The following is a 19,709-nucleotide window of genomic DNA, read 5'->3' on the forward strand; positions in this document are numbered from 1 at the left end:
TAGAGCATTCGCACAATTTCGAAACCTGTACGCGCCCGGTCTGCGGCCTGACCGACGAATATCCGCCGGGTTTCGTCGATCCGCTGCATCAGCATGATCGGATCCAGGTGCTCTATGCCTGTTCCGGCGTGATGTCGGTGGTCACCCCGGCGATGAGCTTCGTCGTCCCGCCGCAGCGCGCGGTATGGCTGCCCGCCAACATGCCGCACGAAGTGTCGTGTCGCGGCCCGGTCTCGCTCCGCACGCTCTATATCGATCCGGCGCTATATGCGCAGGCGCCGGAGTGCCGCGTGATCGAGGTCAGCGATTTCCTCCGCGCGCTGATCCTGAAGGTCGTGTCGTTCGGGCATGAATATGATCGCGACGGCCATGCCGGCCGGATCGTCGCGGTGTTGCTCGACGAGATCGCGGCGATGCCGCTCGCGCCGTACGGCGCGACGATGCCGAGCGACGAGCGGCTGCTGCGCGTGTGCCGGGCGATCCTCGCCGATCCGGCGGACAATCGCGACGTCGATCAGCTCGCCAGCATCGCCGGCATGGCGCGCCGGACCTTCACCCGCGCGTTCAAACGCGAAACCGGCATGGGCCTGGGCGTCTGGCGGCAGCAGGTCCGGCTGATGCAGGCGCTGTCGCTGATGGCGGCGGGGCGGCCGGTCACCACGATCGCCTTCGACGTCGGGTATGACAGCCCCAGCGCGTTCACCGCGATGTTCCGCCGTGCCTATGGCGTTCCGCCCAGCATGTACGCCTTGCCGTAAAACACCGGCTGGCCCGATTGCGGCGATGTTTGGCCTGACCGCCGTCCTCGCTCACCCGGACTGGCCCTATCAGATCGACACCGGCCAGCAGCGCCGGGAAACGGAGCAGGACCAAGGCATGATTTCCACGATCGAGGCGATGGCCGAGCATGACGATGTCGATCCCGAGATCCGCAGCTTCATCGCCGCGCTGAACCACGGCTACGGCCAGTTTTCCGATTTCGATGCGCTGCCCTTGCCTGAGCGGCGCGCGGCGGCGGAAACGGTGCGCGAGCGGTGGCGCGCCGGCGGCCCGGTAATGGCCGAGACGAGCGAGACGATCATCGCCGGCTGTCGGGCGCGCGTGCATTATCCGCATGCCCCGGCCGGCGCCGCGCCGTTGCCGGCGCTGCTCTATATCCATGGCGGCGGCTGGACGATGTTCAGCATCGACACGCACGATCGGCTGATGCGCGAATATGCCGCGCGCGCCGGCATCGTCGTGATCGGTATCGATTACAGCCTGTCGCCCGAGGCCCGCTATCCCGTCGCGCTGAACGAAGTGGTGGCGGCGTTCCGCGCGCTGCGCCGCGATGCCGCCACGCTCGGCATCGATCCCGCCGCGATCGCGATCGGCGGCGATTCCGCCGGGGCCAATCTGTCGGTCGCCGCCTGCCTTGCCTTGCGCGCCGCAGATGATGTGCTGCCGGCCGCGATGCTGCTCAATTACGGCGCGTTCGATCCTGCCGAGACGGCGAGCTATGCGCGGTTCGATGGGCCGGCCTATATGCTGACGATCGCCGAGATGGATCGCTTCTGGGGCAATTACGTCGCCGATCCTGCCGCGCGCGCCGATCCGCTGGTCGCGCCGCTCCAGGCCGATCTCACCGGGCTTCCCACGGCGTTCCTGGCGATCGCCGAGTGCGACATCCTGGCGGACGCCAATCTCACGATGGCGGCACGGTTGCAGGCGGCCGGTGTCGCGGTCGAGGCGCAATTCTATCGCGGCGCGACGCACAGCTTTCTCGAGGCGGTGTCGGTCTCCTCGCTCGCCGATCGCGCGCTCGACGATGCCGCGCGCTGGCTTGCCGCCCGGCTCGGTGTGGCGGCATGAGCTTCGCGCCGCGTTCGCCGGACGATATCGTCGCGCTGATCGCGGCGCATCCGCTTGCCTGGGTGGCATCGCGCGATTTCGATGCCACGCCGCTGCCGCTGCTCGCCGAATGCGACGGGGAGGGCAGGCTGGTCTCGCTGTTCGGTCACTATGCCCGCCGCAACCCGCAGGTCGCCGCATTCCAGGCCGATCCCCGGGCGCTGATCCTGTTCAACGGGCCGCAGGACTATGTCTCGCCGACCCTGGTGTCGAACCCGGTGTGGGGCGCGACGTGGAATTACGCCACGGTGCGGATCACCGCCGATATCGCGTTCGTGCCGGAGGAGACGGACAGCGCGCTGCGCCAGCTCGCCGCGCATCTCGAGCCCGAGGGCGGCTGGCAGGTCGATGCGATGGGTGAGCGGTACGACCGGATGATCCACGAGATCGTCGCGTTCCGCGCCACCGTCACGTCGTGCGAAGCGGTGTTCAAGCTCGGGCAGGACGAGGCCGATAGCAGCTTCGCGGAAATCGTCGCCGGCCACCCCAACCGCGCCTTGGCCCGCGCGATGCTCGATCAGGGTGACCGCCCCCGCGACGCAATCGCATGACGCTGACCCAGCGGATTCTCGCCGCGTTGATCGCGGGCCTCGCCTGCGGGCTGCTGCTCAGCCGCGTTGCCGATCTCGCCGCGCACGTCACGCCGGTCGCCGAACTGATCGGCAAGGCCTGGGTCGGTGGGCTGCGCATTACCATCGTGCCGCTGGTGTTCGCGCTGATCGTCACCGGTATCGCATCGGCCGCCGATGCCGCGCGCGCCGGCGGCGTCGCGGGCCGGGCGCTGCTGTTCATCGCGATCGGCCTGACTGCCTCGGCGCTCGCCGCCGGGCTGGTGGTCGAGGGGCTGCTGGCGCTCTGGCCGGTCGGTGCGGGCGCGCTCGGCAGCCTCGGCCTGCCCGCCGCACTGCCGTCGCAGGCCACCGCGATCACCGGCGATTGGCTGCTGAGCTTCATCCCGGTCAATCCGATCAAGTCCGCGGCGGAAGGGGAGATGGTGCCACTGGTCGCCTTCGCCCTGTTGTTCGGCTTTGCCGCGACGCGCATCGATCCGGGCAAGCGGGCGGGGCTGGTCGGCCTGATCCACAGCCTCACCGATACGCTGATGGTGATCGTCCACTGGGTCCTGTGGCTGGCCCCGCTCGGCGTCTTCGCGCTCGCCACCGTGGCGGGGTCGCGCGCCGGCATCGCCGCTGCCGGCACGCTGGCGCATTATATCGCGATCGTCGTGTGCGCCTGCGTGGCGGTAACGCTGCTGGTCTATCCGGTGGTGCGGATCGCCGGCGGGGTCGGCATCGCACGCTTTGCCCGGGCGGTGGCGCCGGCGCAGGCGATCGCGTGCAGCACGCAATCGTCGATCGCCTCGCTGCCGGCGATGATCGAGGCGACCAGCGGCCCGCTGGCGATCCGTGAGCCGGTGCGCAACGTCGTGCTGCCGATGGCGGTGTCGATCTTCCGAATCACCAGTGCCGCGGCCAATTTCGCGGTCGCGCTCTATGTCGCGGCGTTGCACGGCATCGCGATCGGCCCCGGCCTGTTCGTGATCGGCGCGCTGGTCGCCACCGTGGTCAGCCTCGCTGCGGTCGGCCTGCCCAGCCAGGTGTCGTTCTTCACCTCGATCGGCCCGGTCTGTCTGGCGATGGGCGTGCCGGTCGAGATCCTGCCGCTATTGCTCGCGGTGGAGACGATTCCGGATATCTTCCGCACCGTCGGCAACGTCACCGCGGATGTCGCGCTCACGCTGATCGTGGATCGCCGTCGGAGGTGAGAAATGGCAGGGGAGCACGGACTCGAACCGTGGGCCTTCGGTTTTGGAGACCGACGCTCTAACCAACTGAGCTACACCCCTATCCCCGCGCCTCTACCCTCCTCCGTTCGGGGGGGCAAGAGCGAACGCTGGGTAAGGCGCCCGGATCGATCGACCTGGCCGAAAAAAGATGCGGCGCGCTGGTCCGTGCCCGCCCGCGACGAAGGCGCCGCGCATTACGGCCGTGCAACGCCGCTCAATCGCCGTCGACCGTCGCGAACCAATCGGCATAAAGCGTGTTGCGGGCCATCCGGCGGTTGAGATCGGGCGCGCCATCGTCCCACCACACCGGACCGCGCTCGCCCAATGCGGTCTTGGCCGATCCGACCGCGGCATGGGCGGTCTGCGCCGCCTGCTTGTCGTCCGCCCGCCGCGCCGCCGCGACTGCGCGGCGCGCATCCATCAGTTGCGCCACCAGCGCTGCGCGTTGCGCCGCACTGAGCCGGGGATCGGCGGTGCGCCAGAGCCTGCCGCGCACGACGATGTGGCGGCCATCCGGGGTGGTCGGCGGGGGCGTCCGCTCCTTGCTCACGGCTGCACCGCCGCGCGTTGCGTCGCTTCGTCGCGCACGGCAAGCCACCGCTGCCGTTCCTCCACCGCGTCGGGCAAAGCCCGGTGTGCCGGCGGCCCGTCCCGGTCGCGCACGCCGGTCAGGACGAGGATGTTCTCGACCGCCGCCGCGAGCGCCTCCGCCGCGACGACGTCCTTCAGCAAGGCCGTCGCCGTCTCGCGCTGTGCCGCCTCGGTGTCGCGCAGGCGCAGCGTATGTTTGGGATAGCCGGCGGCGCGCAGCAACGCGCTCAGCCACTTCCCGTCCCAGCTCGGCGCGGAGGCGAGCAGGTCATGCCCGGTCAGCGTCTCGACCATCCGCCGCGCCACCACGTCATGCGCCACACCCTCGGCGTCGAGCAGCGGGCGCGAAATGCGGTGGATCGCCTCGGCATCCGCGCTCCAATCCTCCCAGCCCGGCGCCGGGCGGATCAGATGCGCCTCCGACGTGCCGTCCTCGAACACCCAGGCGACCTCGATCGGATAGCCGCGCTTGGCCAGCGACGATGCCTCGAAATCGAGAAACACGAACATCCCACGCTTTGCGCCTGGCGCGAGCGGCGGGCCGCTATCGGGCATGCGGGCGTCGCACGTCGGTGACGATCGGGTGCGACAGCCTGACGCTGTCCAGCAATTGCTCGATCGCGGCAGTGTCGCGCGCGCTGCCCGAGGGGGATACCGACCAGTTGCAATGCGGATGCGTGGCGGACGAATAGACCGCGACCGGGCCGATCGCCAGCCGCCAGTGTCTGTTGCTTCCGCCCGATTTGCGCACCAGCGCCGCCACCATCAGGTCGAGAATATCGTTCGTGGTCATCGTCATCCGCTATCGTTGCCGGCCGGGTATCTGCCTTCATGTCGGGCGGGGCGGGGATTTCGCAATGCCGCGCGGCGCGCGGGGCGAAAATTGTTCGCCTCGCACGAAGGCAGCACCAGGCGGCGTTGTGATGCACAGCGAACGGTGACAGACCGTGCATCCCGGATCGACCGAGGGGCAGGGCGATGTGCAATCTCTATACCGTCAGGAAAAGCGCCGCGGAGGTCGCCGCGCATTTCAGGGTGTCCGCGCCGGTGCAGCAGTTCAACGCGCCGGACGAAAGCTATCCCGGTTCGCCCGGGCTGGTCGTGCGCGAGCAGGACGGGGCGCGCCTGCTGCGGTCGATGACCTGGGGCTTTCCGCTGCGCCTCAAGAGCATGAAGCCCGATTCCAAGCCGAAACCGGTCAACAACATCGCCGATGTGACCAAGAACATGTGGGTCGCCCTGGCGCGCAAACCCGAATCGCGCTGCCTGATCCCGGTGACCGGCTTTGCCGAAGCGGAGGGGCCGAAGGGCGCCAAGACGCGGACCTGGTTCAGCGTGACGGGGCAGCCGATCTTCGCCTGGGGCGGCCTGTGGCGCCACAGCGCGGAATGGGGCGATGTCTATTCGGGCGTCATGACGGATTGCAACGCGGCGATCCGCCCGGTGCACGATCGCATGCCGGTCCTGCTGCTGCCCGACGACTATGAGCGCTGGCTGCACGGCAGCCTCGACGATCTCGTCGCATTCCAGAACCGCTGTTTCCCCGACGCGCTGATCGAGATGCAGCGGACGAGCGAGCGGTGGAGCAAGCGGGCAACGCCGCCGGAGGCACTGCCGACACTGCTGTGACGATCGCCAGGGGGCCATCGGTCGACCGGTCTCCCCTCGCACCGTTTCAGGAAAACGCTGCGATCGCCAGCGTCATCCCGCCCAGGCCGACCGACAGCGGCACGCGCAGCCACAGCCACCAGGGCGGGCACAGGCCGGCCGCCCGCAGCTGGCGGTCGACTGCCAGCGAGCCGAGCAAGGTGATGCCGAGTAGCGCCAGCGACGGGCCAGGCCAGCTTGCCCCCGTCGCCCAGGGTAGCACCGATGCCAGTGCGATCAGCGACGGCAGCACCGCCGCGACCCACAGCCAGGCCGGCACGCGCCCGCGCGCCTGCGCCGCCAGCCCCCACCACATCCCGCCCAAAAAACTCAGGATCAGGGCTGCATAGGCATAAGCCAGCGCAAGCGCGGAGAAGCGCGCCTCCGGATTGCCGGCCACAACGGCGATCAGCGCCAGCGCTTGTGGGATCAGCCCGGCAAAGCCGAGCCAGAAGGCGAGGCGCGGCGTGCCGGGGGCAACGTCGCGCGCCACGGGCGTCGGATCTGAATCCGACACCGCCGTCACCGCGTGAGCGGCGGGGTTTGCTGGTGCTGCACGACCTGCCAGTCCTCATGGTTGCGGCGGCGATAGGTCGAGGTGCAGTGCGCGGTATAACGCTCGTCGTCGCGCACCGCCTCGATCTGATAGGCGACGACGATCAGGCCTTCTTCCGGGCGCGCGATGCGCTGCTGCGCAAACGTCACCGCACTCCAGCGCGGCGTGTCGGCAACCGCCGCGACCGCCTCGTCGCCGCCCAGCACATAGGGCGGTGTCGGCAGGACCATCAGGCACGCCTCGTCGATCAGCGCGCGGTAATGTTCCGCGTCCCCGGTCCACAGGCTTTCCTCGAAATGCCACACGCGATCGTCGTCCATGATTGTCTCCTGTTCCAGGATGCTCAAGACTTGCGGTGGTAGAACGTTCCCCCGCGCGGCCCGGACGCGCCATTTCCGGGTCGACGCCGCCGCGATGGGTTTGCGCGAAACCGCGCCGGACGGCCGCATGCTACGCGGTCGCTATGCGAAATGCCGGTTTCGATCTCGAAACACTATGCGCGACCCGATAGCTGAAGCGCCACTTCACGGAGGGGTGGCATGGTGCAGCGGTTCCACGAACGAACGATCGACCTGTCGATCCGGGCAGCCGGCATGCTCGGCTGCACGCTCTCCTATCTGGCGGTCGGCGCGCTGGCGCAGCTTCGCTTGCCCGCCCCGGCGGCGCCGCCGGCCATCGCCTATGCGCTCGCCGCCGCCGCCTTCCTGTTCGCCAGCGTCGGATCGACGCTCGTCATGCTCGGGCGCCACATCTTCGATCGGGTCGCAATCAGCGGACGATGGCAGCGCCGCCCCGGGTCGTACTCACCACGGACCGGAACGGCCGCCGCCGCACACGACGACGGGCGCCGGGTGGCCGGCGATAGCCCTTATCAGGCCGCGGCGGCTTCCTGGCTGCGGCCGGCGACAGCGCGGGCTTCCTCGACGGGCAGGGGGCGGCCGAAATAGTAACCCTGCACCTTGGTGCAGCCGAGCTGCTGCACCATCAGATGTTCGTCCTCGGTCTCCACCCCTTCGGCCGTGGTGGCCATGCCGAGGCTACTCGCCAGCGCGACGACCGCGCGAATGATCGCGATCGCCTCGCGCACGCCTTTCGAGGCCTGGGTCACGAAGCTGCGGTCGATCTTGATCGAGGAGAAGCGGGTGCGGCTGAGATAGCCTAGCGAACTGTAGCCGGTGCCGAAATCGTCGAGGCTGAGCCGCACGCCGAGATCGAGTATCTGTTCGAGCACGCGGACCGCGCACGTGCCTTCCTTCATGAACACGCTTTCGGTCACTTCCAGCTCGAGCCGGTCGGCCGGCAGGCCGCTATTGGCGAGCGCGGAGGCGACGACGGTGACAAAGGCCGGATTGTGCAGCTGCTCGGGCGACACGTTGACTGCGACGCGCACCGGATTGGCCCAGCGCATCGCCTCGGTGCAGGCGGTGCGCAGCACCCATTCGCCGATCGGCGCGATCATCCGCGCATCCTCGGCCAGGGGAACGAACTTGGCCGGCGAGATCGTGCCGAGTTCGGGATGCGTCCAGCGCAGCAATGCCTCGAAGCCGGTGAGCGTGCCGGTGCCGGCATCGACGACCGGCTGGTAGTTGAGATGCATCTCGCCATTGGCGACGGCCTGGCGCAGCGCCAGTTCGAGCACGCGGCGTTCCTCGGCCTGGACGTGCAATTGCGGCTCGTAGCAATGGAACGTGCCGCCGCCAGCATCCTTGGAGCGGTAGAGCGCGAGATCGGCGGAGCGGATCAGCATTTCCGCGGTCCTCCCGTCGCGCGGGCCGACCGCGACGCCGATGCTGGCGCCGATATACAGCGTGTGTTGATCGAGCTCATAGGGGCGCGACAGCGTTTCGATGATCTGGCGGGCGAGCTTTTCGATGCGCTCGGGCTGGCCGGCGTCCCGCACCACGACAGCGAACTCGTCACCCCCGAGGCGGCCGATCGTTTCGTTCTCGGTCACCAGCTGCCCGAGCCGCTCGGACACGCGGCCGAGCAGGCGATCGCCGATCGGATGGCCCAGCGTGTCGTTGACGGCTTTGAAGCGATCGAGATCGATCATCATGAAGGCGCATTTGCTGCCCCATTTTTCCGCTTCGGCCATCGCCCGGCCGAGCGCCTCGTGGATCAGCAGGCGATTGGGCAGGCTGGTCAGCGTGTCGAACCGTGCCATGCGGTTGATCTTGTCGTTCGAGGCGCGCTGCTCGGTGACGTCGGACCCGACGCCGCGAAAACCGAGAAAGGCGCCGCTGTCGTCATGGCGCGGCGAGGCGGTGATCGACCACCAGCGTTCCTCGTCGCCGACCGGCACGGCCAGCACGAGATCGCGGAACGGCTCGCGCGCCTTCAGTTTTTCCGCCAGCACGTGCAGGCCCGGAGTGAATTCGCCCGCTTCCCAGGTGCGCCCGGCCAGGACCTCGAGGAAGGGCTTGCCGTTGACCGTCACGGGATCGAGCCCGACCGAATGCGCAAAGCGCGACGATGCGCGGACGATGCGGCGCTGGGCATCGGTTTCCCACAGCCAGTCGGCGCTGTGATCCTCGAACTCGCGCAGCAACAGGCTCACCGTTTCGTCGCGCTCGGCAAGCGCGATCTCTCCGGCGCGGATCACCACCAGCGCGCGGCCGCGCGAGAAGCAGCCGATCATCAGCAGCGTGGTGAACAGCAGGATCGCGACCGCGAACAGCGGCCCGGCGACGAACCACAGCATCACCGCCAGCGCGCAGCCGACGATGACCAGGAAACTCATCGTGGCGAGCGGCAGCGCGGCCATCGCCACGGCCGAGGCGGTCATCAGGATCGACAGCACGATCCACAGGCCGAAGGCCGCAGCGGGATCGGCGCGCACCCCCACGGCGAGCGGCGGGATCGACCAGACCGCGGCCAGCGCGATGCCGTCGAGCACGGTGTCGCGCACGTCGCGGAGCGTCGCGGTGATGTCCGTACGGTGGCGCGAGGCGAGCCGGCGGAAGGCGACCGCGGTGCCGACGGCGGTGGTCAGCGCGCCCCAACTGACCAATGCCCAGACCGGCACGATCGGCGCGAGCAGCAGCGCGACCAGCGTCGCGCCGACGACATTGGTGGCCAGCAGGAACAAGGCGAGATGCGCGCCGGCATTGAGTTGCGCGGCGCGGATCGGGCCCCAATCGGTCGTGTCGGCAGGGTCGTACAGCCCGAGCAGCGCGCGCGCGTCGATCCGGGGGTGGGCGAACTGGGAGGCGGGCTGGGTTCTCACCCGCGCCTGATACACCGCCGCTGGTTAGCGGAAGGTTAGAATGCGCGCCGCTTTGGGTCGATTATTTGCGTGTCGCACGCCGTACGTTACGCCGCCATGTCGTACGGCTTGATGTCGCCGCTGAGATACAGGTTGCGGGCCTTGGCGCGGCTCAGTTTGCCCGAGCTGGTGCGCGGCAGTGTGCGCGGCGGGATCAGTTCGATCACGCAGTTCATGCCCGTCACGGAGCGCACGCGCTCGCGTATTTCCTCGCGCAGCCGAAGGCGTTCAGCATCATCAGAGCTACGGCACTGCACCAAAACAGCGGGGGTTTCCTCGCCGCCCGGCGTGGTGATCGCGAAGGCGGCGATATCGCCGGCCTTGAAGCCGGGCAGCTGCTCGACCGCCCATTCGATGTCCTGCGGCCAATGGTTGCGGCCGTTGACGATGATCATGTCCTTCGCGCGACCGACGATGTAGATATAGCCGTCGCTGAGATAGCCCATGTCGCCGGTATCGAGCCAGCCATCGGCCATGCATGCGGCGGTCGCCGCCTCGTCACGGAAATAGCCGACCATCAGCGACGGTCCGGTGCACCAGACTTTGCCGATCGCGCGCTCGGGCAGCGGCGTGCCGTCTTCCTCGCGGATTTCGATCGTCATGTCGCGCGCGGGCTTGCCGCAATTGACGATCGCGCGGAAACGCTGCGGGCGATCCTGCCCGGCCGCGACACCGGACAATTGGGTTTCCTCGACCAGCTCGACGCGGATGCCTTCGCCCGGCGGCATGATCGACACCGCCAGCGTGGCCTCGGCCAGGCCGTAGCTCGGCAGGAAGGCGCTCGCCTTGAACCCGGCATCGGCGAAGGCGTCGACGAAACTCTGCATCACGTCCGGGCGGATCATATCGGCGCCGTTGCCCGCCACGCGCCAGCGCGACAGATCGAAACGGTCACCGGCCTTGATCTGCGTCGAGATGCGGCGTGCGCAGATGTCGTAGCCGAAGGTCGGCGAATAGGAGAGCGTGGTGCCCTCGTTACGGCTGATCAAATCGAGCCAGGCAAGCGGGCGCCGCGCGAAATCCTCGGTCTTGAGATAATCGGTCGAAACCTGGTTGGCGACCGGCGAGAGGAAGCAGCCGACCAGCCCCATGTCGTGATACCAGGGCAGCCACGACACGCAGCGATCGCTGTCGACCACTTCCATGCCGTGGCTGTGCGCGGCAAGATTGTTGAGCAACGCATGGTGCGTGATCGCGACGCCGTGCGGGAAGCGCGTCGAGCCGCTGGAATATTGCAGATAGGCGATATCCTCGCCGCGCGCCTGCGGCAGCGCAACCTCCGGCGCGGCGCGCTCGGCGAATTCGGTCCAGTCGATCCCCTCGACCCCGGCGGCGCGCGCGGCGGCACCGGCCATTTCTGCCAGTTCGGGTGGATAGATCAGCATCGTCGGGTCGCAGCTGGAAAGCTGCACCCGAAGCTGTTCGATATAGGAATCCTTGCCGCCGAACGACGTCGGAAGCGGCAACGGCACCGGCCAGGCACCGGCATAGATCACCCCGAAAAACAGGGCGGCGAATTCAGGTCCGGTCTCGGCGACGAGCGCGATGCGGTCCTGCGGCGTGATACCGGCTGCGATCAGGCGGCGCGCCATGGCCAGCGCGTCCTGGCGCATCTCACGAAACGGATAGGCACGCACCAGGCTGCCGCGCGCATCGTGAAAATTCAGCCCGCGTGCGCCAGTGGCGGCATAATCCATCGCCGCGCCCAGCGTGTCGAAATCGGCGAAGCGCCGCGGCAGCGAATCCGCGGTCGGCGTCGCGACTAGCGCCGCTGGTCGCTCGTCCTGCTGCAAAACGTCTGTCGTCATACTTCCTGTGCCTTTGGGTAACGGTCGATCCCGTCGCTATTTCGGACGCGTACCGCAATACGATCCGTGCGCGTTCAAAATCCGTTCCGACTGTGGCACAATGATGGCGCATGCCGCCACGCCCGTCTCGAGGCGCTCCCAAGGAGCGCTGTTCGCCCCCGCCGCTGGACACGGCCGCGCTCGAGCGACTGGCACTACGCTATGTCGAACGCTTCTCGACCACGCGGGGGCGGCTGACCGACTATCTCCTGCGCAAGATACGCGAGCGTGGTTGGGAGGGAGCCGCAGCCGACCCGGCGGCACTGGCCGAAAAGATGGCGGCGCTCGGTTATGTCAATGATCTGGCCTTTGGCGAAGCGCGCGCGGCGGCGATGGCAAGACGCGGGCTGGGCCAGCGCCGCGTCAGTGTCGCGTTCCGCCAAGCGGGTATCGCGGAGGAGGATGCGGCGGCGCTGGCCCCGGCGATCGAGGATCGCGCGGTCCAGGCGGCGCTGACTTTCGCGCGCAAAAAGCGCATCGGCCCGTTCGCCACGGCGCTTCCCGACCGGGCCTTGCGTGAAAAGCAGATCGGTACGATGATTCGCGGCGGACACGATTTCACGCTGTCGCGGCGCATCGCGACCATGGCGCCGGGGGCCTCGGTCGACGACTTGTCCCATGATTGACGAGGAAATCGCGCGGCGGGGCCTTTTTTCGCAGGTGCGAGACGTGCTAAGAACCGGTTCGGGGGAATTAACGATGCGTTCGAGTGCGCAGTCGGCTGTTGGGAGCCGGACCGAAGAGCCAGAGCAAGCGCGTTCCGGAGACCCGTCTCCGGACGAGCGTCGCTATGCCGGTACGCTGAAATGGTTCGATGTGACGCGCGGCTTCGGCTTCGTGGTCGGTGACGAACCGGGCGTGGGCGATATCCTGATCCATTTCTCGGTGTTGCAGCCGCATGGCCGGCGCAGCCTGCCCGAAGGCGCGCGGATCGAATGCTATGCAACGCCGCGCGACCGCGGGCTGCAGGCGACCGAGATACTGTCGATCGATCTGACCAACGCGATCGAAACGCCGGTCCGGCAGCGGGCAACCGCGGACCGCGTCGACCCGACCGGCCTGCTCGATCAGGCCGGTCCGTTCGAGGGCGTGACGATCAAATGGTTCAACCGCCTGAAGGGCTATGGCTTCCTGGTCCGGGACAGCAATTCGGCCGATATCTTCGTGCACATGGAAACCTTGCGTCGTGCAGGGGTTGTCGAGGTCGAACCCGCGCAACGGTTGCGCGCGCGGATCGTCGACGGGCGCAAGGGCCCGCTTGCGGTCGAGGTCGAAGAGGACCGGTAAATGATCGTTCGGCGGACGATGGTGGCGCTCGCGCTGAGCGGGCTGACGCTGACTGGCGCGTGCAACCAGAGCGATTCCGGTTCGGAGCCGGATAGCCAGGGGAGGTTGCCGCTGACGATCAAGAGCGCGACCGGTACGCATGCCTTCACGGTCGAACTCGCCAAGACGCCCGCCGAGCAGGAAAAGGGGCTGATGTTCCGCACCGACATTCCCAAGGACGTCGGCATGCTGTTCGCACCCTATCCGGCGGACGGCGGCGCGCCGCGTGACGCGAATTTCTGGATGAAGAACACGCCGAGCAGCCTCGACATCCTCTTCATCCGCGCCGACGGCACGATCGCGCGGATTGCCGAGAATACGGTGCCGTTTTCCGAATCGCCGGTGCCGTCGGGCGAGCCGGTGGCGGCCGTGCTGGAGCTGAATGGCGGACGCGCCAGCGAGCTCGGGATCGGCGAGGGCGATACGGTGATTTGGCCGGGCGGGCCGGCCAAGTGAGCCGCTGTTAGGCCAGAGCCCTGCGCCTCCGCATTTGACGAATTGCCACGAGCCCATTCGCCCGGCTATTGGGGCGCCATGGGCATCAATCTCAATCCATTCACCTGGTGGAACGGCGCCACGATCGGCACCTGGTTCGGCCTGCGCGGCAAGGCAGTGGTCGGCGAGGATTCGCTGGGCAACGTCTACTACCAGGGTGGCAGCGACACCAACGGCAACCCGCGGCGCTGGGTAATCTATAACGGCGCCAATGACGCAAGCCGTGTCGCGCCGGAATGGTTCAGCTGGCTGCACCATCAGGTCGACGATTTGCCCGAACGCGCGCTGCCCGCTGCCCGCGCATGGCAGCAGCCCGCCGTGCCCAACATGACCGGCACGCCGCTTGCCTATCGTCCGGCAGGGGCGCTGGAAAAGGGCGGCAGACGCGCCGCCGCGACCGGCGATTACGAAGCCTGGACGCCGGACGCGTGAACCTGCAGCGCTGGCTGGGCGTGACGGCGCTCGTCGCCGGGCTCGGCGCGGCTGGCTATTATGGCTACGATCAGCTGCACAGCCGCCCGGCGGCGGTGGCGGTCGACACGCGCCCTGATATCCGCACCGCGCTGGACGAGGCGCCGCAACAGGGCGACGTGACCACGGTCGACGTGTCGGGCGGGGCGGATCCCTCGTTCGGCGCGACGCCGATGAAGCAGCGCGTCGCGGTGCTCGGTCTACTCAACAAGCGCAACGGCGTCGCCCGCGACGTGACCTTGAAGCCGGGCGAGGCCGTGCGCCTGGGCGACGTGGTGATCCGGCTGCGGGCCTGCGAACGCACTGCGCCGTGGGAGCAGCAGCCCTATACCGGCGCGTTCGTACAACTCGACGTGCAGGGCACCGATCGGCAGTTCCGACGGGTCTTTTCGGGCTGGCTGTACAAGGAGCGGCCGGGCCTCAACGTGGTCCCGCACCCGATCTACGACGTGTGGACCAAGAGTTGCGCGATGACCTTCCCGGAAGGCGGACCGAACTCGGTCAGCGGCGGGGCGAGCGGCGCCGAAGGAGCCGCCACACCGCGATCGAGCGCGAAGAAATCGCCGGCGGCGGCGGTCGCGCCGGCGCCGGTAACGTCGGACACCGCACCGGACAACAGCGTCAGATAACTCCGCCGCGATATCTCGATCGCGCCCAGTGTGGCGAGATGATCGGTCATGAACTGGCAATCGAGCAGGGTGAACCCGCCGACGCGCAACCGTGCGACGAGCGCGGCGATCGCCACCTTGGAGGCGTCGCGCGCACGGCTGACCATCGATTCGCCGAAAAAGGCGCGGCCCAGCGCCAGGCCGTAAAGCCCGCCGACGAGGCGATCCCCGTCCCACACCTCGATCGAATGCGCGAAGCCCATGGCGTGCAGCTCGAGATAGACCTGTTCGATCTGGCCGTTGATCCAGGTGTCGGGGCGATCCGCGGCGGCTTCGGCGCAGAGCTGGATGATCGCGGGAAAGGCCTGATCGGCGGTAATCCGGAAGCGATCGGCGGTAAGCGTCTTGCGCAACGATTTCGACAGATGGAAGCCATCCAGCGGCAGGATCGCGCGTTCCCGGGGCTCGACCCAGTAGATGCTTCGTGCGGTGCGCGCATCGGCCATCGGGAAGGCGCCGACCGAATAGGCGCCGAGCACCATCCGTGGATCGAGCGGCACGGCTTCGTGCGCCGCGCGGCCCGGCACGCGCGTCATACCGCGAGCCGCCGTTCGATGCCCTGCCACAGCGCGGCGAAGGCCTGACCGCCGGACGACTTTCCGGCGAAGCTGCCGAGCGGCGCGCGGTGGACCGTCATCGATTCGATCACGCTGGCCATCGGAATCACCGGCCAGTCGGGATGGCGGGCGAGCGCGTCGGCGTGCAGCGTGCGACGCCGATCAACCATCGAATAGACCGGCAGCACGTCCGCCCGGTCGCCGAGATGCTTGATCACCTCGGCATAAGCGCGCTCGGACAGCGGCGAGGGAATGACCGGCGCGACGATCAGGTCGGCCGCGCGCATCACCTGATCGCTGGTCTCGGTCAGCCCGGGCGGGCAATCGAGCAGGATACGGTCATAGCTTCGGGCAAGCCCGGTGAGCAATTTGGCGAGCCGCTTCTTCTTGTCGAGTTCGTGGAACAGCAGATCGAGCCCGCGCAGCGATGCGTCGGCCGGCAGCAGGTCGAGCCGCTCGATATCGGTACGGCGGATCAGCTGCTCGGGCGCGAGATCCTTCGAGAAAACCGCCTGTGCCGGCTCCTTGGCGCGTGCACCGGACAGGATGTAGCTGGAGGCGGCCTGCGGATCGAGATCCCATAACAAGGTGCGACGCGACGACAGCGCAGCCGAGGCCCAGGCCAGATTGACGGCCAGCGTCGTCTTCCCGACCCCGCCCTTCAGGCTGTAGATGGCGATCGTGGACATGAGCGCCATCGTGGCGCAGCATTGTTGCAGGCGCAAGGCGGCGGCGTCACCGTTCTTTCTTGACGCGGAACAGCCATAACAGCGTTTTCGGGCTGAAAATCGCACAGTAGAGAAAGAAGAACATTAACAGCGGCATGACGATCAGGATGATGTCCGCTCCCTGCCGCTGTTGCGCCAGCGACATCGGGCGAGCACCGGGTTTACAGCGGCCCTGCTCAAAGCGCATTTCATCGCACGGTGCCTCGAAGTCGACGATCTTGCTGGCCCAACCGACCGCGCCGGCGGGATCAAATACGCGGGCGAACTTCGCCGGATCGTTATCCGCCGGCCAATGGAATACGGTAAGGAACATCGCGACGGCGGCCAGCGGGAGGATCATGCGCGGGGCGATGCCCAGCGCGTTTCGCTGGTCGCTCGCGCGCCATTCGTACCAAGCGGTCAGGCCGTGGATCCAGCGTTTGTAGGCTGCACGATCGGTGAATTGTAGCCACAGCATTTCCATCGTCGGCGTCGGCGGTTCTTCCAGTGGCTTGCCTTCGGCATCATACTCGAAGTGAAATCGCCCCTCGATCGGCTCCGCCACAGGCGCCGCGCGACGTCCGAAGGCCCCGGCGGGAACGAGCCTCGGCTGTCTGCGCGTGTCACGTCGCCGACGGCCCGGGTCCATCAACCCGCGGCCCAATGCGGTTATCGCGGCAATACGATCCGCGGCGGTGGGGTGGGTTCCCCCCTCGCGGTCCGCACGTCCATCGAACAGAAGACCATCGACACGCGCGCTGTGCCGAAATGCGCCGTGGCCACCGATCTTTTCCAATGCCGATACCAATGCTTCGGGGAAGTGCGTCACACGGACCGCCTCGCCATCAGCGATATGATCGCGACTCAGGCGAACGCCGCGTTGCGCCCAGCGCGCGTAGCGCATCGACGCTTGCGTCGCCGCGCCGCCGGCGATCATCAGGATCAGGACCGGCGGCAGGACCAGCGGAAGCCATAATTGACGCCAATCCTCGATCCGCAACACGTTATGCGTCTGGAACAACACCGCCGTGCGCATCAGCGCATGGTTTGCCGCCAATACCCGCGTGTCGCCCTGGCGAATATGCGATGCTTCATGCGCGAGCACGGCAGCGAGTTCGTCATCGTCCAGCCGATCAAGCAGCCCGCGCGTCACGGCGATCATGCCGGCCGATGGTCCGGTGCCGACGGTAAGCGCATTGGGCTCCGGCGCCTCGATCAGCCCGAAACGCGGCAGACGAACGCCAAGCGCCGTACATTGTTCTTCGGCGATCGCGACAAAGCGCGGTTCCTGCGCGCGCTCCACGAAGCTGACGTTCAGCGCCGTAGCGACGAACTGCGCATGGCGCCGATAGATGTGCCAGAAGACAAGCGCAGCGAGCAACACGAGCGGCGCGGCATAGCGCAGGGCATAAGCGACTGGATCAGTGAGGATGGTGTGCTGCCGATCGACCAGCAGCAGGATCATCGTCAGCGCGAAGGCGCCGACCAGCTGAAAGCCGAGCAGATAGCCGGCGAACAGCAGGACGAACCGCCGCCGATTGGCATCGGCGTGCGCGATATAGCCGGTCGTCGGAAGCTTGCGCCGCATCGCCCGACCTAGAGCGAGATGGAGACCGGTTCGGCGAATTCGGCGCGCCGTTCCCCCAGGCTGAACTTGTCGCGCGGCGGGGTCTTGGCGGGAAACAGGTTCGCCGGAAAGGCCTGGCGCGTGGCATTGGCTTCCTCGACCGCCAGATTGTAGAAGCGGCGGGCCGCCGTGATGCGATCCTCGATACGGATCAGATCGTCGCGCAGCCGGGCATAGTGATTGGCCGACGCCAACGCCGGATATTGGTCGCTGACCGTGAACAGGTTTTGCAGCACACCGGCGACCTGGGTCTCCGCCCGGATCGCGCCGTCGATCGCCTCTAGCGCATCCACCCGGGCGTCGAGCACGTCGCGGATCACATCATGTTCACGCGTGGCGAACGCGCGAACCACCTCGGCGAGGTTGCCGATCAGCGTCTTGCGCTCGATCAGCAGCGCATCGACATCGCCGAAGGCGGCATCGGCGCGCTCATCGAGCCGCGCGGCCAGCGCGTGGCGACCCTTCAGCCACAAGCCTAACCACAATACCAGGATTGCCAGCGGCCAGATCCACCAATGATCGAGCACGAAGTTGGTCGCCCGCACCAGGCGACCATGCAGATCCGTTTCCAACGCAAAGTTTGTCTTCGACACAGAATTTGCCCCCCGATCGCCCGACACGAGGATATGGCGCATTCGCTAAACATTAGATGAATCGCGGCCAACGGTGGCATTGCCGCAGATCAGTGGGCCGCATCGTCGCCCCGCCCGACGACGGACGAAAGGTCAGGAGACAGCATGAACTTAGTTGGACAGTCGTATTTACTGGCGGCGGTGACGCTGCTGCTGGGAGCGACGCCGCCGTGCGCGGCCGCTGCGCCGCGCGAGCATGCGGGCCCCGCGATCGCTAATCCGATCCTGCCGTCGGGCGCAGACCCGTGGATCGTCCGGCACGGCAGGACCTATTACTATATGAACACGCTGGGCGACCGGCTGGCAATCCGCGCCACCCGCGATCTGGGCAAGCTCGCCGCGGCGCCGGAAGTGGTGGTGTGGCGACCGTCGGGCGGCGCCAATGCGCAGTCGATCTGGGCGCCGGAGCTGCATCGCATCGAGGGCAAATGGTATATTTATTATACCGCCGCGGCGGCGGGGCATGATGACGATGCGCATCGCGGCATCTTCGTGCTGGAGAATGCCGGCGACGATCCGCTCGCGGGGACCTGGGTCGATCGGGGTCGGCTGGCAACGGCGCATACCGGGATCGACGGCACGGTGTTCGTCGATCGCGGCAAGCTGTATTTCGCCTATTCGCCTTATGTCGGCAGCGACAGCGACCTGGCGATCGTGGCGATGCGCGATCCCTGGACGCTGAGCGGCCCGGAGACGATCATCGCGCGGCCCGACCAGCCGTGGGAGCGGCAGGGCGGGCGACAGATCCTGGAGGGGCCGGCCGTGCTGCGCGGGCCCAGCGGGCAATTGTTCATGAGCTATTCCGGCAGCGCGTGCTGGTCGGATGATTATGCGCTGGGGATGCTGCAGGCGAAGCCGGGCGGCGATCCGCTCGACGCCGCGACCTGGACCAAGCTGCCCGGGCCCGTGCTGGCGAAAGCGCCGGCGGCCGGGATCTACGCGCCGGGGCATAACGGCTTCTTCGAGGCGGGGGATGGCAGCGCGTGGATCGTCTATCACGCCAATCCCGGGCCGGGGATGAAATGCGGCGCCCGCCGCGCGCCGCATATCCAGCGTGTCACGTTCGACCGGGCGGGGCGGCCGCTATTGGCGCGGCCTGCCAATCGCACGCCGACGCCCTGACGCGGCACGAAAAAGGCCGGCGGATCGCTCCGCCGGCCGTTGTTTCGGTCAGGCGTTGGCGCTCAACCCTTGCAGGTGAACTCGCCCTTGCCCGGCTGCGTGATCTTGGCGCTGGTCGGCGTGCCGGTAAGCGTCCAGCCTTCGCCGGTCAGCGGGTCGCCGGCGGTGACCGCGGTCAGCTTGGTAGCGGGGCCGGTCTTCTCGGTGCGGACCAGCGCCTGCTTGTCGCCGTTGAAGAAGGTGACGAAGAACAGCGCGTTGCCCGGCTGGCAGCGCATCGACTTCTCGGCCTTGATCGACGGCGGCAGCTCGACCGGCGCGCGGTTGGCGATCTCGGCCGCCTGCGGGTCTTCCGACACGCTCGACACGACCTCCGGATCCTTGTTGCTGTTACAAGCCGTCAACGCCAGGAGCGAGACAGCGACGATGCTGGGGAGCAGTTTCTTCATGGCGGGGGCTGCTTCGCGCACGCGAAGGAAAACGTCAAGTGACCGCGGGGAAACGGTGCGTTGGGCTGTGTGC

At 67.6% G+C, this 19,709-nt stretch carries 24 protein-coding genes, 1 tRNA gene and 1 pseudogene; 13 read left to right on the forward strand and 13 right to left on the reverse strand.

Features of this window, described 5'->3' with window-relative positions; genetic code table 11:
• Positions 1–47: 47 nt before the first annotated feature.
• From NV401_RS00105 to NV401_RS00120, 4 genes are all read left to right on the forward strand, one after another.
• On the forward strand, positions 48–758 hold the full coding sequence (locus NV401_RS00105) for an AraC family transcriptional regulator (RefSeq protein ID WP_261293042.1): 711 nt from the start codon (positions 48–50) through the stop codon (positions 756–758).
• A 118-nt stretch (positions 759–876) separates the two neighbouring features.
• Complete coding sequence (locus tag NV401_RS00110) at positions 877–1,851, forward strand: alpha/beta hydrolase fold domain-containing protein (RefSeq protein ID WP_261292354.1); 975 nt, start codon at positions 877–879, stop codon at positions 1,849–1,851.
• Positions 1,848–2,441: an FMN-binding negative transcriptional regulator gene (locus tag NV401_RS00115; protein WP_261292355.1), complete on the forward strand. Its 594-nt coding sequence runs from the start codon at positions 1,848–1,850 to the stop codon at positions 2,439–2,441. Before NV401_RS00110 ends, NV401_RS00115 begins: the two co-directional genes overlap by 4 nt.
• Complete coding sequence (locus NV401_RS00120; RefSeq protein WP_261292356.1) at positions 2,438–3,655, forward strand: dicarboxylate/amino acid:cation symporter; 1,218 nt, start codon at positions 2,438–2,440, stop codon at positions 3,653–3,655. The genes NV401_RS00115 and NV401_RS00120 overlap by 4 nt, the downstream gene beginning before the upstream one ends.
• Before the next feature lie 4 nt (positions 3,656–3,659).
• Here NV401_RS00120 and NV401_RS00125 read toward each other — a convergent pair.
• The 4 genes from NV401_RS00125 to NV401_RS00140 all read right to left on the reverse strand — a co-directional run bounded on the left by NV401_RS00125 (position 3,660) and on the right by NV401_RS00140 (position 5,060).
• Positions 3,660–3,736: transfer RNA gene (locus tag NV401_RS00125), tRNA-Trp, on the reverse strand.
• A 154-nt stretch (positions 3,737–3,890) separates the two neighbouring features.
• Positions 3,891–4,226: a hypothetical protein gene (locus NV401_RS00130; RefSeq protein WP_261292357.1), complete on the reverse strand. Its 336-nt coding sequence runs from the start codon at positions 4,224–4,226 to the stop codon at positions 3,891–3,893.
• A complete protein-coding gene (locus tag NV401_RS00135; protein WP_261292358.1) occupies positions 4,223–4,777 on the reverse strand; it encodes a 3'-5' exonuclease in 555 nt (184 codons plus the stop codon). The genes NV401_RS00130 and NV401_RS00135 overlap by 4 nt, the downstream gene beginning before the upstream one ends.
• 34 nt (positions 4,778–4,811) lie before the next feature.
• Positions 4,812–5,060, reverse strand: coding sequence for a hypothetical protein (locus NV401_RS00140; protein WP_261292359.1), 249 nt, complete (start codon positions 5,058–5,060; stop codon positions 4,812–4,814).
• A gap of 185 nt (positions 5,061–5,245) precedes the next feature.
• On the opposite strand from NV401_RS00140, the gene NV401_RS00145 reads away from it, so the two are divergent.
• The gene (locus NV401_RS00145) at positions 5,246–5,896 is read left to right on the forward strand and encodes an SOS response-associated peptidase (protein WP_261292360.1); all 651 of its coding nucleotides are present in this window, start codon (positions 5,246–5,248) and stop codon (positions 5,894–5,896) included.
• A gap of 46 nt (positions 5,897–5,942) precedes the next feature.
• On the opposite strand, the gene NV401_RS00150 is transcribed toward NV401_RS00145, so the two are convergent.
• Together NV401_RS00150 and NV401_RS00155 are read right to left on the reverse strand one after the other, a co-directional pair.
• Positions 5,943–6,407 (reverse strand): DUF3429 domain-containing protein, encoded by a 465-nt coding sequence (locus tag NV401_RS00150; RefSeq protein ID WP_261292361.1) that lies wholly within the window; start codon positions 6,405–6,407, stop codon positions 5,943–5,945.
• A 29-nt stretch (positions 6,408–6,436) separates the two neighbouring features.
• On the reverse strand, positions 6,437–6,790 hold the full coding sequence (locus NV401_RS00155) for a DUF4440 domain-containing protein (RefSeq protein ID WP_261292362.1): 354 nt from the start codon (positions 6,788–6,790) through the stop codon (positions 6,437–6,439).
• A 219-nt stretch (positions 6,791–7,009) separates the two neighbouring features.
• On the opposite strand from NV401_RS00155, the gene NV401_RS00160 reads away from it, so the two are divergent.
• Positions 7,010–7,417: a hypothetical protein gene (locus tag NV401_RS00160; protein ID WP_261292363.1), complete on the forward strand. Its 408-nt coding sequence runs from the start codon at positions 7,010–7,012 to the stop codon at positions 7,415–7,417.
• On the opposite strand, the gene NV401_RS00165 is transcribed toward NV401_RS00160, so the two are convergent.
• The gene (locus NV401_RS00165) at positions 7,342–9,696 is read right to left on the reverse strand and encodes a putative bifunctional diguanylate cyclase/phosphodiesterase (protein WP_261292364.1); all 2,355 of its coding nucleotides are present in this window, start codon (positions 9,694–9,696) and stop codon (positions 7,342–7,344) included. The two genes, NV401_RS00160 and NV401_RS00165, sit on opposite strands and share 76 nt — an antisense overlap.
• A gap of 86 nt (positions 9,697–9,782) precedes the next feature.
• On the reverse strand, positions 9,783–11,543 hold the full coding sequence (locus tag NV401_RS00170; RefSeq protein WP_261292365.1) for a fatty acyl-AMP ligase: 1,761 nt from the start codon (positions 11,541–11,543) through the stop codon (positions 9,783–9,785).
• A 110-nt stretch (positions 11,544–11,653) separates the two neighbouring features.
• Between NV401_RS00170 and NV401_RS00175 the strand changes: the two genes are divergently transcribed.
• The 5 genes and pseudogenes from NV401_RS00175 to NV401_RS00195 all read left to right on the forward strand — a co-directional run.
• Complete coding sequence (locus NV401_RS00175; protein ID WP_261292366.1) at positions 11,654–12,208, forward strand: RecX family transcriptional regulator; 555 nt, start codon at positions 11,654–11,656, stop codon at positions 12,206–12,208.
• A 73-nt stretch (positions 12,209–12,281) separates the two neighbouring features.
• Complete coding sequence (locus tag NV401_RS00180) at positions 12,282–12,869, forward strand: cold-shock protein (protein WP_380817254.1); 588 nt, start codon at positions 12,282–12,284, stop codon at positions 12,867–12,869.
• On the forward strand, positions 12,870–13,364 hold the full coding sequence (locus NV401_RS00185) for a DUF192 domain-containing protein (RefSeq protein ID WP_261292367.1): 495 nt from the start codon (positions 12,870–12,872) through the stop codon (positions 13,362–13,364).
• 78 nt (positions 13,365–13,442) lie between these two features.
• Entirely contained in the window at positions 13,443–13,835 is a 393-nt protein-coding gene (locus NV401_RS00190) for an NADH:ubiquinone oxidoreductase subunit NDUFA12 (protein WP_261292368.1), read from the forward strand.
• A 212-nt stretch (positions 13,836–14,047) separates the two neighbouring features.
• Positions 14,048–14,281: pseudogene (locus tag NV401_RS00195) on the forward strand (DUF2155 domain-containing protein); the annotation flags it as partial.
• A 35-nt stretch (positions 14,282–14,316) separates the two neighbouring features.
• Here NV401_RS00195 and aat read toward each other — a convergent pair.
• From aat to NV401_RS00210, 3 genes are read right to left on the reverse strand one after another with little or no spacing between them, the layout of a single operon-like run.
• Positions 14,317–15,078 carry a leucyl/phenylalanyl-tRNA--protein transferase gene (gene aat / locus NV401_RS00200; RefSeq protein WP_261292369.1) on the reverse strand — a complete coding sequence of 254 codons (762 nt, stop codon included), beginning with the start codon at positions 15,076–15,078 and terminating at the stop codon, positions 14,317–14,319.
• The gene (locus NV401_RS00205; RefSeq protein ID WP_261293044.1) at positions 15,075–15,788 is read right to left on the reverse strand and encodes a ParA family protein; all 714 of its coding nucleotides are present in this window, start codon (positions 15,786–15,788) and stop codon (positions 15,075–15,077) included. Before NV401_RS00205 ends, aat begins: the two co-directional genes overlap by 4 nt.
• Before the next feature lie 46 nt (positions 15,789–15,834).
• Positions 15,835–17,271: a M48 family metallopeptidase gene (locus tag NV401_RS00210; protein ID WP_261292370.1), complete on the reverse strand. Its 1,437-nt coding sequence runs from the start codon at positions 17,269–17,271 to the stop codon at positions 15,835–15,837.
• On the opposite strand from NV401_RS00210, the gene NV401_RS00215 reads away from it, so the two are divergent.
• On the forward strand, positions 17,242–17,406 hold the full coding sequence (locus tag NV401_RS00215) for a hypothetical protein (RefSeq protein ID WP_261292371.1): 165 nt from the start codon (positions 17,242–17,244) through the stop codon (positions 17,404–17,406). The two genes, NV401_RS00210 and NV401_RS00215, sit on opposite strands and share 30 nt — an antisense overlap.
• Here NV401_RS00215 and NV401_RS00220 read toward each other — a convergent pair.
• Complete coding sequence (locus NV401_RS00220; protein ID WP_261292372.1) at positions 17,403–18,005, reverse strand: LemA family protein; 603 nt, start codon at positions 18,003–18,005, stop codon at positions 17,403–17,405. The two genes, NV401_RS00215 and NV401_RS00220, sit on opposite strands and share 4 nt — an antisense overlap.
• 165 nt (positions 18,006–18,170) lie before the next feature.
• On the opposite strand from NV401_RS00220, the gene NV401_RS00225 reads away from it, so the two are divergent.
• Positions 18,171–19,187: a glycoside hydrolase family 43 protein gene (locus NV401_RS00225; RefSeq protein WP_261292373.1), complete on the forward strand. Its 1,017-nt coding sequence runs from the start codon at positions 18,171–18,173 to the stop codon at positions 19,185–19,187.
• Positions 19,188–19,249: 62 nt separating this feature from the next.
• Here NV401_RS00225 and NV401_RS00230 read toward each other — a convergent pair whose 3' ends face one another.
• Positions 19,250–19,636, reverse strand: a complete 387-nt coding sequence (locus NV401_RS00230; protein WP_261292374.1) for a hypothetical protein — start codon at positions 19,634–19,636, stop codon at positions 19,250–19,252.
• Between the last annotated feature and the right edge of the window lie 73 nt (positions 19,637–19,709).

It is taken from the genome of Sphingomonas hylomeconis (assembly GCF_025370105.1).
GTDB classification, from domain to species: domain Bacteria; phylum Pseudomonadota; class Alphaproteobacteria; order Sphingomonadales; family Sphingomonadaceae; genus Sphingomonas; species Sphingomonas hylomeconis.